The sequence below is a fragment of the Phytopseudomonas dryadis genome (genome assembly GCF_004327355.1).
Taxonomy (GTDB): domain Bacteria; phylum Pseudomonadota; class Gammaproteobacteria; order Pseudomonadales; family Pseudomonadaceae; genus Aquipseudomonas; species Aquipseudomonas dryadis.
Window position 1 is genome coordinate 31,977 of sequence record NZ_QJUM01000031.1, and the last position, 13,241, is coordinate 45,217.

The window sequence follows — 13,241 nt, forward strand, 5'->3', positions numbered from 1 at the left end:
AGAACCACGCATGCTGACTGCCCCGCGCCATGCCATATCACCCCTGAGTCTGCTTGGCCTCGCTCTGCCCTCCTCGCTGCTCGCGCCCATGGCTCACGCCGCCTTCCTCGAAGACAGCTCGGCCAGGCTGGAGACGCGCAACGTCTACTTCAACCGCGATTTCCGCGAAGGCCCGCAACAGTCCAAGCGCGACGAATGGGCGCAAGGTTTCATCCTCGATCTGCAATCCGGCTTTACCGAAGGCACCCTAGGCTTCGGCCTCGACGCCCTGGGCATGCTCGGCGTGAAACTGGACTCCAGCCCCGACCGCACCGGCAGCGGCCTGCTGCCCACCCACGACGACGGGCGTGCGGCGGACGAATACTCGAAACTCGGCCTGACCGCCAAAATGCGCATCTCGCAGACCGAGCTGCGCGTCGGCAACCTGATCCCGGAGCTGCCCACCCTCAACCCCAACGACGGTCGCATCCTGCCGCAGACCTTCGAGGGCGGCCTGCTCACCTCGGGCGAAATCGATGGCCTGGACGTCACCGTCGGGCGCCTGAAGAAAGCCATCGACCGCGCCTCCACCGACGCCGAAGACCTGGCCCTGAACAACAAGAACAGCCGTTTCGGCGGCACGGTCAGCGCCGACCATTTCGACATGGCCGGCTTCGACTACCGCCTGACGGACAGGCTCACCGGCCGCTACCACTACGCCCAGCTCGATGACGTCTACCGCCAGCACTTCTTCGGTCTGCTGGCCAGCCAGCCCCTGGGCGCGGGCACCTTGAGCGCCGACCTGCGCGTGTCGATCAGCGACGACCAGGGTGCGGCCAGAGCGGGCAAGATCGACAACCGCGCCTGGAACGGCAGCCTCAGCTACGCCCAGAACGGCCACAAGTTCACCGCCGCCTACCAGCACATGAGCGGCGACACGGCATTTCCCTACATCGATGGCAGCGACCCGTTCCTGGTCAACTTCGTGCAGATCAACGACTTCGCCGACGCCGGCGAACGCTCGTGGCAGGCGCGTTACGACTACGACTTCAAGGCGCTCGGCGTTCCCGGTCTGAGCTTCATGACGCGCTACATCCGCGGCGACAATGCCGAGCTGACAGGTGTGAGTGGCGACGCCAAGGAATGGGAACGCAACATCGAATTGAAGTATGTGGTGCAGAGCGGTGCGCTCAAGGATGTCGGCGTACGCCTGCGTCATGCCAGCTACCGCTCCAGCCTCGACCGACCGGCCAATGACTCGCGCATGCGCGATGCTGACGAGGTTCGCCTGATCGTCAGCTATGCCCTCCCCATCTGGTGAGTGCAGGCCAAACAATAAAAGACTCCACAGGAGAAAGATCCGATGAAAAACCCAATGCGCACCATCCTGCTGACCGCCACCTGCCTGCTGGTAGGCGGTCAGGTACTGGCCGACGAACCGCGTCGTCCCGAATGTATCGCCCCGGCAGCGCCGGGCGGCGGTTTCGACCTGACCTGCAAACTGGCGCAGAGCGCCCTGGTGGAAAGCAAGCTGCTGAAATCGCCGATGCGCGTGACCTACATGCCCGGCGGTGTCGGCGCGGTGGCCTATAACGCCGTGGTCGCCCAGCGTCCGGCCGATGCCGGCACCATCACCGCGTTCTCCAGCGGTTCGCTGCTCAACCTGGCCCAGGGCAAGTTCGGCCGCTTCGACGAGAGCGCGGTGAAATGGCTCGCTGGCGTGGGCACCAGCTACGGTGCGCTGGCCGTGCGCCAGGACTCGCCGTTCAAGACCCTCGACGACCTGGTCAAGGCGCTCAAGGAAAACCCGGGCAAGGTCGTCATCGGCTCCGGCGGCACCGTCGGCAGCCAGGACTGGATGCAGACCGCGCTGATCGCCCGCGCTTCCGGCATCAACCCGCGTGAACTGCGTTACGTGGCCATGGAAGGGGGTGGCGAGTTGGCCACGGCGCTGCTCGGTGGCCATATCCAGGTCGCCAGTACCGACATCTCCGACTCCGTACCGCACATCGAAAGCGGCGACATGCGCATCCTCGCGGTGTTCTCCGAAGAGCGCCTGCCGGGCGAGGTGGTCGCACAGATCCCCACCGCCAAGGAACAGGGTTACGACGTGGTCTGGCCGGTCATCCGCGGTTTCTACCTCGGCCCGAAGGTCAGCGACGACGCCTACGCCTGGTGGAAGAACGCGTTCGATCAGCTGCTGGCCTCGGAAGATTTCGCCAAGCTGCGTGAACAGCGCGAGCTGTATCCCTTCGCCATGACCGGCGACGAACTGGACGCCTATGTGAAGAAACAGGTCGCCCAGTACAAGGAACTGGCCCAGGAATTCGGCCTGATCCAGTAATCCCCGGCGCTACGCGCCTGCACACGACGACTCGATCATCCCCTGGAAGGCTCCCGGGGATGCTTTTGCCATGCTCACACACGAGGAAACCCTCATGTCTCAACGTATATTCGGCCTGGTGCTGCTCTGCGCCTGCGTGGGTCTGAGCATCGTTGCCTGGGGCTATCACGCTCCGTTTTCCTACGAGCCGGTCGGCCCCCGCGCCTATCCGCTGTTGCTGCTGATTCTGCTGGGACTTGGGGCGATCTACCTGCTGGTCAAGCCGGCCAGCGCCAGCACGGCGCATGCCGATGAGCCGCCACTGGACCGGCACATCCTGCGCAAGGTGGTCGGCTGCGTGGTGATTTTCACCCTCTACGCCGCCCTGTTCGAACCCCTGGGCTTCGTCCCGGCGAGCCTCATCTTCGGCATCGCCATGGTCCGCCTGTATGACGGCACCTGGGCCGCCAGCGTGATTTCCGGTCTGGTGATGGCCGTGGGTCTGTACCTGTTGTTCGACAAGGCCCTCGACGTTCCCCTGCCGCTCGGCATCCTTTCCGCCCTGGAGATCTGATTCGATGGATACCTTTAGCTACCTGGGGCAGGGCTTCGGCGTCGCCCTCAGCCCCTACAACCTGTTCACCGCGCTGTGCGGCACCCTGATCGGCACCATCGTCGGCCTGCTCCCGGGCCTGGGCCCGATCAACGGCGTGGCGCTGCTGATCCCGATCGCCTTCGCCCTCGGCCTGCCGCCGGAAACCGCGCTGATCCTGCTCGCCGCCGTGTACCTGGGCTGCGAATACGGCGGGCGTATTTCCTCGATCCTGCTGAACATCCCCGGCGAAGCCTCGGCGGTGATGACCACTCTCGACGGCTACCCGCTGGCGCGCCAGGGCAAGGCCGGCATCGCCCTGTCGATTTCCGCCTGGAGCTCCTTCGTCGGCGGCCTGATGGCCACCTGCGGCGTGGTCATCTTCGCCCCGCTGCTGGCCAAGTGGGCGGTCGCCTTCGGCCCCGCCGAATACTTCGTGCTGATGGTGTTCGCCATCGTCTGTCTGGCGGGCATGGCCGGCAACAAACCGATGAAGACCGCCATCGCCGCGCTGATCGGCCTGCTGCTGTCGTGCATCGGCATCGACTCCAACAGTGGCGTGTACCGCTTCACCTTCGGCAGCCTCGGCCTGGCCGATGGCATCCAGTTCGTGGTGCTGGTGCTCGGCCTGTTCTCGGTCAGCGAGATCCTGGTGCTGCTCGAGCGCACCCATCACGGGCAGAAGGCCATCGAAGCCAAGGGCCGCATGCTGTTCAACCTCAAGGAAGGCCTGTCGGTACTGGCCACCAACCTGCGCAGCGGCGCCGTCGGCTTCGGCTTGGGCATCCTGCCGGGCGCCGGCGCGACCCTGGCCAGCGCCGTGGCCTACATGAGCGAAAAACGCCTGGCCACCAAGGACAACAAGTTCGGCGATGGCGACCTGCGCGGCCTGGCCGCTCCGGAAACCGCCAACAGCGCCTCGGCCTGCGGTTCCATGGTGCCGATGCTGACCCTCGGCGTGCCCGGCTCGGGCACCACCGCGGTGATGCTCGGCGCCCTGACCCTGTACAACATCACCCCGGGCCCGCTGCTGTTCCGCGACCAGCCGGACATCGTCTGGGGCCTGATCGCCTCGCTGTTCGTCGCCAACCTGATGCTGATCGTGATGAACGTGCCGATGATCAAGATCTTCACCAAGATCCTCGCCGTCCCCTACTGGGCGCTGGTACCGGCCATCGCCATCATCACCTCGATCGGCGTCTACGCCGTGCACGCCACCGCGTTCGACCTGTTCCTGATGATCGGTATCGGGGTCGCCGGCTACATCCTGCGCAAGATGGACTTCCCGCTGTCGGCGATCCTGCTCGGCTTCATTCTCGGCGGGCTGATGGAGCAGAACCTGCGCCGGGCGCTGTCGATCTCCAACGGCGAACTGGGCATCCTCTTCTCCAGCCCGATCACCTGGGGGGTCTGGACACTGATAGCGCTGATGATCGCCCTGCCCGTCTGGCGTACCTGGCGCAAACGCAGCCAGCGCAAGGCCGCAGCCGCCAATGCCTGACAGCGTCGACAACCCGAAGCACCTGCGCAACTGGTGGCCAACGCCACTGGTTGGCGCACTCGGTGGTTACCTGGCCAGCCTCATCGGCTGGCCTTTGCCCTGGGTCATCGGCTCGTTGCTGGCGGTCATCGCCTTGCGCTGCAGTGGCGTCCTCAGCCGGGAAATGCCCGGTGGGCGACAAGTCGGTCAATGGCTGATCGCGGCGGGTATCGGCCTGCACTTCACCAGCGAGGTGCTGGAACAGGTGCTGGGCAACCTGGCGGTCATCGTCGTTGGCGTGCTCGCCACCCTGGCCCTCAGCGTCATTGGTATCGCCGGGCTGCGCCGCTCGGGTGTCGACCGCGCCACGGCCTTCTTCGCCAGCATGCCGGGCGGGGCCAGTGAAATGGTCAATCTGTCGCTGCGCCATGGTGCCCAACCGGCACGCATCGCCGCCGCCCACAGCATGCGCCTGCTGCTGGTGATCCTGCTGATTCCAGCCTTGTTCACCTGGGGCCTGCCCGCCATGGAACCGCCGCCCGCGGTGACGGTGGACTGGTTCTGGCTGGCGCTTCTGCTCCCCGCCGGCGCCCTGCTGGCCGTGCTCTGGCGCCGCCTCGGCCAACCCAACCCGTGGATGCTCGGCCCGTTGACGCTGTGCGCTGCAGCCAGTGTGACGTTCGATCTGCATATCGGCACGCCGGCATGGCTCGGTCAACTCGGCCAATGGCTGATCGGCTGCGCCCTGGGCTGCCATTTCGACCGGGCGTTCTTCCGCAGCGCGCCGGGCTTTCTGCTGCGGGTGCTGCTGTTCACCCTGCTGGCCATGATTGGCACCGCCGTGCTCGGCAGCGCGCTTGGCTGGCTGGCGGGTATCGAAGCGGTGTCGCTGATGCTCGGCATGATGCCCGGCGGCATCACCGAACTGTGCCTGACCGCCGAAGCCCTGCATCTCTCGGTGGCCCTGGTGACAGCTCTGCAGGCCCTGCGCCTGTTCATGGTGATGTTCCTGGCCGAACCGCTCTATCGGCTATGGACACGCCAGCGCCTGTAACGGAGCGCTCGTCCACTTCTGCGCCCGGCCAGCATGCCGGGCTCTTTTTTAGCGGATATGTCAGAGCGCCCGCCGTCGGCAGCACTGGCGTACTCTCGTGGTTCACGAATGCCCGTGAAGAGACGCCCGCATGCCGCCCTACCTGAAACGCCTGCCACCGTTGCTGGTGCTCGTCCTGCTGCTTGGCGCCTGCAGCCAGGTGAGCCTGGCCTATCGCAACCTCGACTGGCTGATTCCCTGGCGCCTGAACCAGTACCTGGATCTCGATTCGCGGCAGAAGGCCTGGCTCAAGCCGCGCCTGCAAAGCCACCTGGCCTGGCACTGCAGCAGCGAGCTGCCACGCTACCTGGACTGGCTGCAGCGCACCCAAGGCCTGCTGCAATCGCCACACCCCGATGCGCGCCAACTGGATGCCCAGCTCGTCGAGGCCGAAAGCGCCGTGCAGAACATCGTGCGGCAGATCAACCCCACGGCGCTCGAACTCCTGCAGCAACTCAGTGCCGAACAGGTCGCCGGCCTGTATGCGGCCATGGAAAAGGACAACCGCGAAGATCGCCAGAAATACCTGCGGCCAGCGCTGTCGACGCAGATCGCCGAACGGGCCGAGCGCCTGGAGAAGCGCCTGCGGCCCTGGCTGGGCGGGCTCAATGAGGTGCAGCGTGCGCGGGTGCAGCAATGGGCCAGCGAACGCCGCGAGCAGAATCGGCTCTGGCTGGAAAACCGCAGCCGCTGGCAGAGCGCATTCCGTAGCGCCCTCGACCAACGCGAGAGTCCGCAGTTCGCCGAACGCATGACCCTGGTACTGGAGAACCGCCGCGGCGCCCACGACGAGCAGGCGGCGCTGGCCTATCAGCGTTCCCGGCAAGCCATGGCCGAGCTGTTCAGCGACCTGCTGGGCGCGGCCGACAGCGGCCAGCGCGAACGCCTGAACAAACGCTTCGAGACCCTGCGCCGCGATTTGCAGGCGCAGGTCTGTTCGAGCGGCGGATCAGAGGTCGGGCAAACGCCAGTCGATGGGGCTCAGGCCATGCTGCTCGAGGAACTTGTTGGTGCGGCTGAAATGCCCGTTGCCGAGGAAGCCGCGATGAGCCGACAGGGGCGATGGATGCGCTGAACGCAGCACCAGGTGCTTGCTGGTGTCGATCAAGCGCTCCTTGCTCTGCGCATGGGAGCCCCAGAGCAGGAAGACCAGATGGTCGCGCCGCTCGCTGACCACCGAGATCACCCGGTCGGTGAACGGCTGCCAGCCCTTGGCGGCATGCGAACCGGCATTGCCACGCTCCACCGTCAGCGAGGTGTTGAGCAGCAGCACGCCCTGCTCGGCCCAGGACTGCAGGTAACCATGGCTGGGCACATCGATGTTCAGGTCGCGCTTGAGCTCTTTGTAGATGTTCACCAGCGACGGTGGCGTGGCGACCCCGGGCTGTACGGAGAAGCACAGGCCGTGGGCCTGGCCCGGGCCGTGGTAGGGGTCCTGACCGATGATCACCACCTTGACCCGATCCAGCGGCGTGGAATCGAGGGCATTGAAGATCAGCGAACCGGGCGGGTAGATCGCCTTGCCGGCCGCCTTTTCCTGGCGCAGGAAATCGCCCAGCGCCCGCATGTACGGCTTGTCGAACTCCTCGCGTAGCGCTTCCTTCCAACCGGCTTCTAGCTTGACGTTATCTGCGGCAGACATGCCTGATACCTGGAACGACCAACGGAACCGGCACGCTAGAGAAGCTGGCGCGGCAAGTCAAGGTTCCCCGCCAGTGGCTGGCCGCGATCAATCCGCGCACGACGTTCTCGCTGGCGGCTGGCAGCGTGCGGCCGCTCTTTCAGGCTACAGTTAAGGCTGCATGTACCACTGAAGAGGACACTCATGAGTACGGCAATCGAACCCTACAAACCCGGTATCTTCGACCTGACCCACAAACTCACCGTGGAGAAGCATGGTCATACCGCCCTGCTGACCATCAACCATCCGCCGGCCAACACCTGGGATCGCGAATCGCTGATCGGCCTCAGGCAACTGGTCGAGCATCTCGACCGCGACGATGACATCTATGCCCTGGTCATCACCGGTCAGGGCGGCAAGTTCTTCTCCGCCGGTGCGGACCTGAAGCTGTTCGCCGACGGCGACAAGGCGCGCGCTCGGGAAATGGCCCGGCGCTTCGGCGAAGCCTTCGAGGCCCTGCGCGATTTCCGTGGCGTATCGATCGCGGCGATCAATGGCTATGCCATGGGCGGTGGCCTGGAATGCGCCCTGGCCTGCGATATCCGCATCGCCGAACGCCAGGCCATGATGGGGCTGCCGGAAGCCAGCGTGGGCCTGTTGCCCTGCGCCGGTGGCACGCAGAACCTGCCCTGGCTGGTCGGCGAAGGCTGGGCCAAGCGCATGATCCTCTGCGGCGAGCGAGTCGACGCCGAAACCGCCCTGCGCATCGGCCTGGTCGAGCAGGTGGTCGACAGCGGCGAATCCCGCGGCCATGCCCTGCTGCTGGCGGCGAAAGTCGCCGGGCAGAGCCCGGTGGCCGTGCGCAGCATCAAGCCGTTGATCCAGGGCGCCCGCGAACGCCAGCCCAATGGCTGGCTGGTCGCCGAGCGCGAGCGCTTCGTCGACCTGTTCGACGCCGACGACACCCGCGAGGGGGTCAACGCCTTCCTGGAAAAACGGACGCCCCAGTGGCGTAACAAGTAACCGGGAAGCCACGCCCCGCAACGTGGCTGGCGCCGACCAGGCGGATCGCGTGCGTGGGCGCCGCCCCATGATGGATATGAACATGAACCTACGATTCGAAGAGCGCCCGGGCCAGCAGGGTTATCGTATCGCCATCGCCAGCCTGGATGCGCCGCAGAGCCTCAACGCCCTCAGTCTGCCGATGATCGAGGCCCTGGACGCCCAGTTGCGCAGGTGGGCCGACGAGCCGAGCATCGCCTGCGTCCTGTTGCGCGGCAACGGCAGCAAAGCCTTCTGCGCCGGTGGCGACGTGGTGCAGCTGGTTCGCCAGTGCCGCGAACACCCCGGCGAAGTGCCGCCACTGGCGCGACGCTTCTTCGCCGACGAATACCGTCTCGACTACCGCCTCCACCGTTACCCGAAACCCCTGCTGTGCTGGGGCCACGGGCATGTACTGGGCGGCGGCATGGGCCTGCTGCAAGGCGCCAGCGTACGTATCGTCACGCCCTCCAGCCGGCTGGGCATGCCGGAAATCAATATCGGTCTGTACCCGGATGTGGGCGGCAGCTGGTTCCTCGCCCGCCTGCCCGGCCGCCTCGGCCTGTTTCTCGGCCTCACGGCGGCCCAGATCAATGCCCACGATGCCCTGGGTCTCGGCCTGGCCGACCGCTTCCTGCGCGACGACCAGCAACAGGCGCTCCTGCAGGGGCTGGAGCAGCTCAACTGGCAGGAGCAGCCACAGCGGCAACTGAACAGCCTGCTGCGGGCGCTGGAACGGGATGCCCGCGGCGCGTTGCCAGAGGCCCAGTGGCTGCCGCGACGGGCCCGTATCGATGAGTTGCTGGATGTCGCCGACCTGCCCGCGGCGTGGCAGGCGCTGACCGCACTACGGGCCGATGAGGACGCCCTGCTCGCCCGTGCCGCCAGCACCCTGGCCAATGGCTGCCCGCTCAGCGCCCACCTGGTCTGGGAGCAGATCCAGCGTGCCCGTCACCTGTCCCTGGCCGAGGTATTGCGCATGGAATACGCGATGAGCCTCAACTGCTGCCGCCACCCGGAGTTCCCCGAAGGCGTGCGCGCCCGCCTGATCGACAAGGATCAGGCGCCGCGCTGGCACTGGCCCGATGTCGCGACCATTCCGCCGGCGGTGATCGAGGCGCACTTCAGCGCCACCTGGGACGGCGAACATCCGTTGCAGGACCTGTGAGCCAGAACAACCGCTACGGCCCGGCGGGCAGAACGATATCGTCCTGATACGGCGTTTGCAGATCACGCTCGGGGATTTCCCAGACCAGCAGTTGTGGCGGGGTCTGGCCGAACGCCGCGCTGGCGAAATACGCCCTGGCGGCAGCGGAAAACTCGCCGCCATCCCTGGCGAAATTGCCGAGGCTGGTGCCCAGCGCCTGTTCGAGGAAGGGCACGAAGTTGGAGTTGCGCGAGAACGAGGTGCCGATCAAGGCGATATTGGGCAACTGGCTGTCGCCGAACAGATCGTCCTCACTCATCGCGTCCTGCGCTTCATCGGCGCTGAAGATCGACGCGGAAACCGCTTCCGGCGCCGGTTGCAGACGCTCCGGCAGCCAGTCCAGACCGGCCAGGCGCACCAGATCGCCGGGACGGACACGGGCCGGCTCCTGGCTGCGCTGCCAGGCCTTGTGCGGGGTCGGCGTCACGCCGCTGGCGACGATGGCGGCGGCGACCGAGCGCGCAGCGGCCTCGGCCCCCAGCTCGCTCCAGTGGGTGTCGGTGCGCAGGAACGCGGCGCTGCCCAGCGGCTGCAGGACCTCGGCCAGGTTCAGCACCGGCACACCGGCGTCCCCCATGCGCGCCTGCCATTGCCTGGCCCGCCCGGCCAGTTGCGCCGAGCGGCTGATCGCGCAGAGGCGCTCTTCGGCGATCCGGCTCTTGTCCGGCACCAGCAGCACCAGCAGACGGATGCCGCGTCCGGCCAGCCAGTCGTGCACGGCCTTGACCTTCTGCGCCCGCGCCTGGGCATTCGCCTCGGCATGCGGGTGCAGCTTCAACTCGTCGGCCAGGAACAGCCAGCCGGGGCAGCCCTGGCGCACCCGCGCGCCGGTATCGCCGATGATCAGCCAACTGGCGGCCCGCTCCAGATCGGCGGCACGCTTGGCGAGCGGCACGCCGGCCAGCTCCCGGGCGATGCGATGGGTGATCTCGCCACTGCGAATATCGCTCCAGGTAACCTTCTCCGGCAGCAGGTCGACCTTGCCGCTGACGAATATCGCCCACAGGCAGAATGCCAGGCCGGTCGCCAGGAAGACCGACATCACGCCTCCGGCCAGCGGGCTCAGGCGGATCGTCATGGCGCTTGGCGGCAGCGGGGCGAGGGACGCATCTTGCTTCGACATGGCGACTGCCCCTTAGAACTGGAAGTACAGGAAGGGCACGGTTTCCCGGCTGGCGATCAGGGCGAACGACAGCAGGAAACCCAGCACCGGCCACAGCGCACCGATGGCGCGGAACAGCCACACCTCGGCGAAACGCGCCTCGGCACGCCGCTGGTACAGCGGCAGCAGCAGGCACGCGACGCCCAACGCGGCGGCGATGCCGTGGGCCGGGCGCAGGGTCGCGGCCAGGGCATCGCCGAGGGCGAAGTCATGCAGGCCGAACTGGCCGGCATACATGTTCAGCGCCGTATGGAAGTCCGGCGCGCGGAACAGCGTCCAGGCCAAGAACACGAACAGCAGCGTGACGGTGTGCGCCAGCCAGGCCGGCAAGTCCGGCAGCCCCGCCCGCCCCCAGACGCGATCGATGCACAGCGCGATCCCGTGGGCGGCGCCCCAGAGTACGTAGTTCCAGCTATCGCCGCCGTGCCACAGGCCACCGATGGCCATGATCAGGAACAGGTTGCGGTAGGTCTTCCAGGCCCCGCGCCGATTGCCGCCCAGGCCGATGTATAGGTAGTCGCGCAGCCAGCTCGACAGCGAGATGTGCCAGCGCCGCCAGAAATCCTGGATGTTGCGTGCCCAGTACGGCCGGTTGAAGTTCTCCGGAAAGTGGAAACCCAGCATCAGGCCGAGGCCGATGGCCATGGCGCTGTAGCCGGCGAAGTCGAAGAACAGTTGCATCGAGTAGGCCAGGCAGCCGATCCAGGCATCGATGAAGGACGGCCGATCCTCGGCGAACGCCACGCTCACCAGCGGCGACAGGCTGTCGGCCACCAGCACCTTCATGCTCAGGCCGATCATGAAGCGGCGCGAACCGAGGGCGAAATTCAGCCAATTGAAGTAGCGCTTCTGCAGCTCCTGGCGTACCCAGTCGTAGCGGATGATCGGGCCGGCGATGGAGTGGCCGAACATCGCCAGGTAGGTGGCGAAGTGGGTGAAGCTGCGCTCCACCGGCACTACCTTGCGGTGCACGTCCACCAGGTAGGAGATGACCTGCAGGACGATGAACGACAGCCCCGCCGGCAACGCCACCTTCTGCCACTCGACCGGCAGCGCACCGTAGGTGGTGATCAGCTCGTTGTAGGTCGCGGCGAGGATGTTGGCATACTTGTACCAGCACAGCACCAGCACGTTGACGGTGATCAGCGCGGCCAGCAGGCGGATGCGCTGGCGTGACTCGGCGCGGGTGCGCTCGACCAGCAGGCCGCCGAGCCAGCCGAGCACGGTCAGCAGCACGTGCAGCAACAGGAAGGTCGGGCTCAGCCAGCCATAGAAGAACCAGCTGCCGACCAGCAGGACGTGGTTGCGCGCCCCTGGCCTGGCCAACGCATAGACCAGCATGAACGCGGGCAGGAACAGCGTGAGGAACTCAAGGGAGGCGAAGACCATGGGGTTCCCGTCAGTTGGCCAGGCTGTCCTTCGCCTGGAACAGGCGCGGGCCTTCCGACGAGGGCACCAGGAAGACGCTGTAGCGTTCGCCCGCGCGCAGCTCGCCCAGCGCCAGCGCCTCGCCTGCCGGCGCCCCGGCGCAGCTCAGTTGCACGGACAGGTTCACCGGGTTGATCGAACGGCGCTGCACGCTGCCCTCGGCGACCGCCGTGAAGATCTCCACGGAGCGGCCGGCGACCCGCAGGCCCGCGTCGGCGCAACGGCCATCCAGGCTGTAGAAGGCCAGGGAGGCCTTGAGGGCGTTGAAATCGTCCGGCTGCTCGCGCACGGTCGCCAGCTCCAGGGCCGCGCCGGCGCCGGGCAGGCCTACGACCGTGGTGAACTCGCCCGGCTCGACGGTCACGTCCAGCTCATGGCGCTGCCCGCCACGGCTGAGGGAACCCTTGACCGCACGCCCGGCGGGCACGGTCAGGAAATCCGAGACGCGCTCGTCGCCCTCCAGGCGCAGGCGCGCGTCCGAACCGGCGGCGGCCAGTTCCAGCGCGCCCTCGCCGGCATTGACGAAACGCAGGAAGGCCGCGTCCTCGCTGGGGCCGGTCGGGTACAGCGGAATCCCGGCGGCATGCCCCGCCTGGGCGATGGCCCAGGCCAACGCCCCCACTGCCAGAAGCCCGCCCTTCATCGCTTGGCTCCCAGGCTCTCGGCCGGCAGCTTGCTCATGGCCTCGGCGATGGCCGCGCCCCAGGCCTTGTAGCCGGCGACGGTGAAGTGCTGGCCATCGGTGGTGACCCACTGGCCGGGCTTGGAAAGGGTCAGCGAGTCGATATAGCTGCACGGCGCCACGTTGGCGGCGAGGAAGTTCGACATGAGCTGGGTACGCGCATCGTTCTTCTTGTACATGCCGCCTTCCTTGCCCCAGGCCGGGCCGACCCAGACGCATTTGGTGCCGGTCTCGCCGATTGCCTTGGTCAGGCCGGTCACGTTCTGCCAGGCCCAGGCCTTGGGAAACGCCGGCTTGTCGTAGGAGGCCATGGTGTCGCCGATGATCAGCACCACCACATCGGGCTTTTCCTGGGCGATCAGTTGCTTGATCGGCGTGGTGCTGGCCTCGCGGCCCTTGATCAGCAGCTTGCCGGTGCCCTTGAGCTCGGCGCCGCAATCCAGCTTCTTGGCCACCAGCCAGTCGCCCGCGCTGGCGCCGCAGGCGCCGATGGAATGCACGCTCGCGCCTTTCGCGACCAGCGCGGCGTTCAGCGGCTCGGTCAGGTGGTTCTCGAGGCTCATATGGCTTTCGCCAAGCACGAGCAGGGTCAGGCCGGCAAGGACGGAGGAAGACATGGGACTACTCCTTGGC

General features: G+C 66.7%; 12 protein-coding genes and 1 pseudogene. 8 read left to right on the forward strand and 5 right to left on the reverse strand.

From position 1 onward, the window contains the following. Positions 1–10 precede the first annotated feature (10 nt). The 6 genes and pseudogenes from DNK34_RS21300 to DNK34_RS21325 all read left to right on the forward strand — a co-directional run. On the forward strand, positions 11–1,300 hold the full coding sequence (locus tag DNK34_RS21300) for an OprD family porin (RefSeq protein WP_131177193.1): 1,290 nt from the start codon (positions 11–13) through the stop codon (positions 1,298–1,300). A 42-nt stretch (positions 1,301–1,342) separates the two neighbouring features. Continuing rightward, the gene (locus DNK34_RS21305) at positions 1,343–2,323 is read left to right on the forward strand and encodes a Bug family tripartite tricarboxylate transporter substrate binding protein (RefSeq protein WP_131177194.1); all 981 of its coding nucleotides are present in this window, start codon (positions 1,343–1,345) and stop codon (positions 2,321–2,323) included. Between the two features lie 94 nt (positions 2,324–2,417). Further along, positions 2,418–2,876, forward strand: a complete 459-nt coding sequence (locus tag DNK34_RS21310; protein ID WP_131177195.1) for a tripartite tricarboxylate transporter TctB family protein — start codon at positions 2,418–2,420, stop codon at positions 2,874–2,876. Positions 2,877–2,880: 4 nt separating this feature from the next. Further along, entirely contained in the window at positions 2,881–4,395 is a 1,515-nt protein-coding gene (locus tag DNK34_RS21315) for a tripartite tricarboxylate transporter permease (RefSeq protein WP_131177196.1), read from the forward strand. Further along, positions 4,388–5,428, forward strand: coding sequence for an AbrB family transcriptional regulator (locus tag DNK34_RS21320; RefSeq protein ID WP_131177197.1), 1,041 nt, complete (start codon positions 4,388–4,390; stop codon positions 5,426–5,428). The genes DNK34_RS21315 and DNK34_RS21320 overlap by 8 nt, the downstream gene beginning before the upstream one ends. A 130-nt stretch (positions 5,429–5,558) precedes the next feature. Beyond that, a pseudogene (locus DNK34_RS21325) lies at positions 5,559–6,230 on the forward strand (DUF6279 family lipoprotein); the annotation flags it as partial. Between the two features lie 186 nt (positions 6,231–6,416). On the opposite strand, the gene ung reads toward DNK34_RS21325, so the two are convergent. Further along, positions 6,417–7,109 carry a uracil-DNA glycosylase gene (ung, locus tag DNK34_RS21330; protein WP_131177198.1) on the reverse strand — a complete coding sequence of 231 codons (693 nt, stop codon included), beginning with the start codon at positions 7,107–7,109 and terminating at the stop codon, positions 6,417–6,419. A gap of 183 nt (positions 7,110–7,292) precedes the next feature. On the opposite strand from ung, the gene DNK34_RS21335 reads away from it, so the two are divergent. Together DNK34_RS21335 and DNK34_RS21340 are read left to right on the forward strand one after the other, a co-directional pair. After that, positions 7,293–8,111, forward strand: a complete 819-nt coding sequence (locus DNK34_RS21335) for an enoyl-CoA hydratase (RefSeq protein ID WP_131177199.1) — start codon at positions 7,293–7,295, stop codon at positions 8,109–8,111. An 82-nt stretch (positions 8,112–8,193) separates the two neighbouring features. Beyond that, positions 8,194–9,297 (forward strand): enoyl-CoA hydratase/isomerase family protein, encoded by a 1,104-nt coding sequence (locus tag DNK34_RS21340; protein WP_131177200.1) that lies wholly within the window; start codon positions 8,194–8,196, stop codon positions 9,295–9,297. 13 nt (positions 9,298–9,310) lie between these two features. On the opposite strand, the gene DNK34_RS21345 is transcribed toward DNK34_RS21340, so the two are convergent. The 4 genes from DNK34_RS21345 to DNK34_RS21360 are packed head-to-tail and all read right to left on the reverse strand — an operon-like array spanning position 9,311 to position 13,225. Next, a complete protein-coding gene (locus DNK34_RS21345; protein WP_207401624.1) occupies positions 9,311–10,459 on the reverse strand; it encodes an alginate O-acetyltransferase AlgX-related protein in 1,149 nt (382 codons plus the stop codon). A 12-nt stretch (positions 10,460–10,471) separates the two neighbouring features. Beyond that, positions 10,472–11,887: an MBOAT family O-acyltransferase gene (locus tag DNK34_RS21350; RefSeq protein ID WP_131177201.1), complete on the reverse strand. Its 1,416-nt coding sequence runs from the start codon at positions 11,885–11,887 to the stop codon at positions 10,472–10,474. 10 nt (positions 11,888–11,897) lie between these two features. Further along, a complete protein-coding gene (locus tag DNK34_RS21355; RefSeq protein WP_131177202.1) occupies positions 11,898–12,569 on the reverse strand; it encodes an alginate O-acetyltransferase AlgF in 672 nt (223 codons plus the stop codon). Next, on the reverse strand, positions 12,566–13,225 hold the full coding sequence (locus DNK34_RS21360; protein WP_131177203.1) for an SGNH/GDSL hydrolase family protein: 660 nt from the start codon (positions 13,223–13,225) through the stop codon (positions 12,566–12,568). Before DNK34_RS21360 ends, DNK34_RS21355 begins: the two co-directional genes overlap by 4 nt. Positions 13,226–13,241 lie beyond the last annotated feature (16 nt).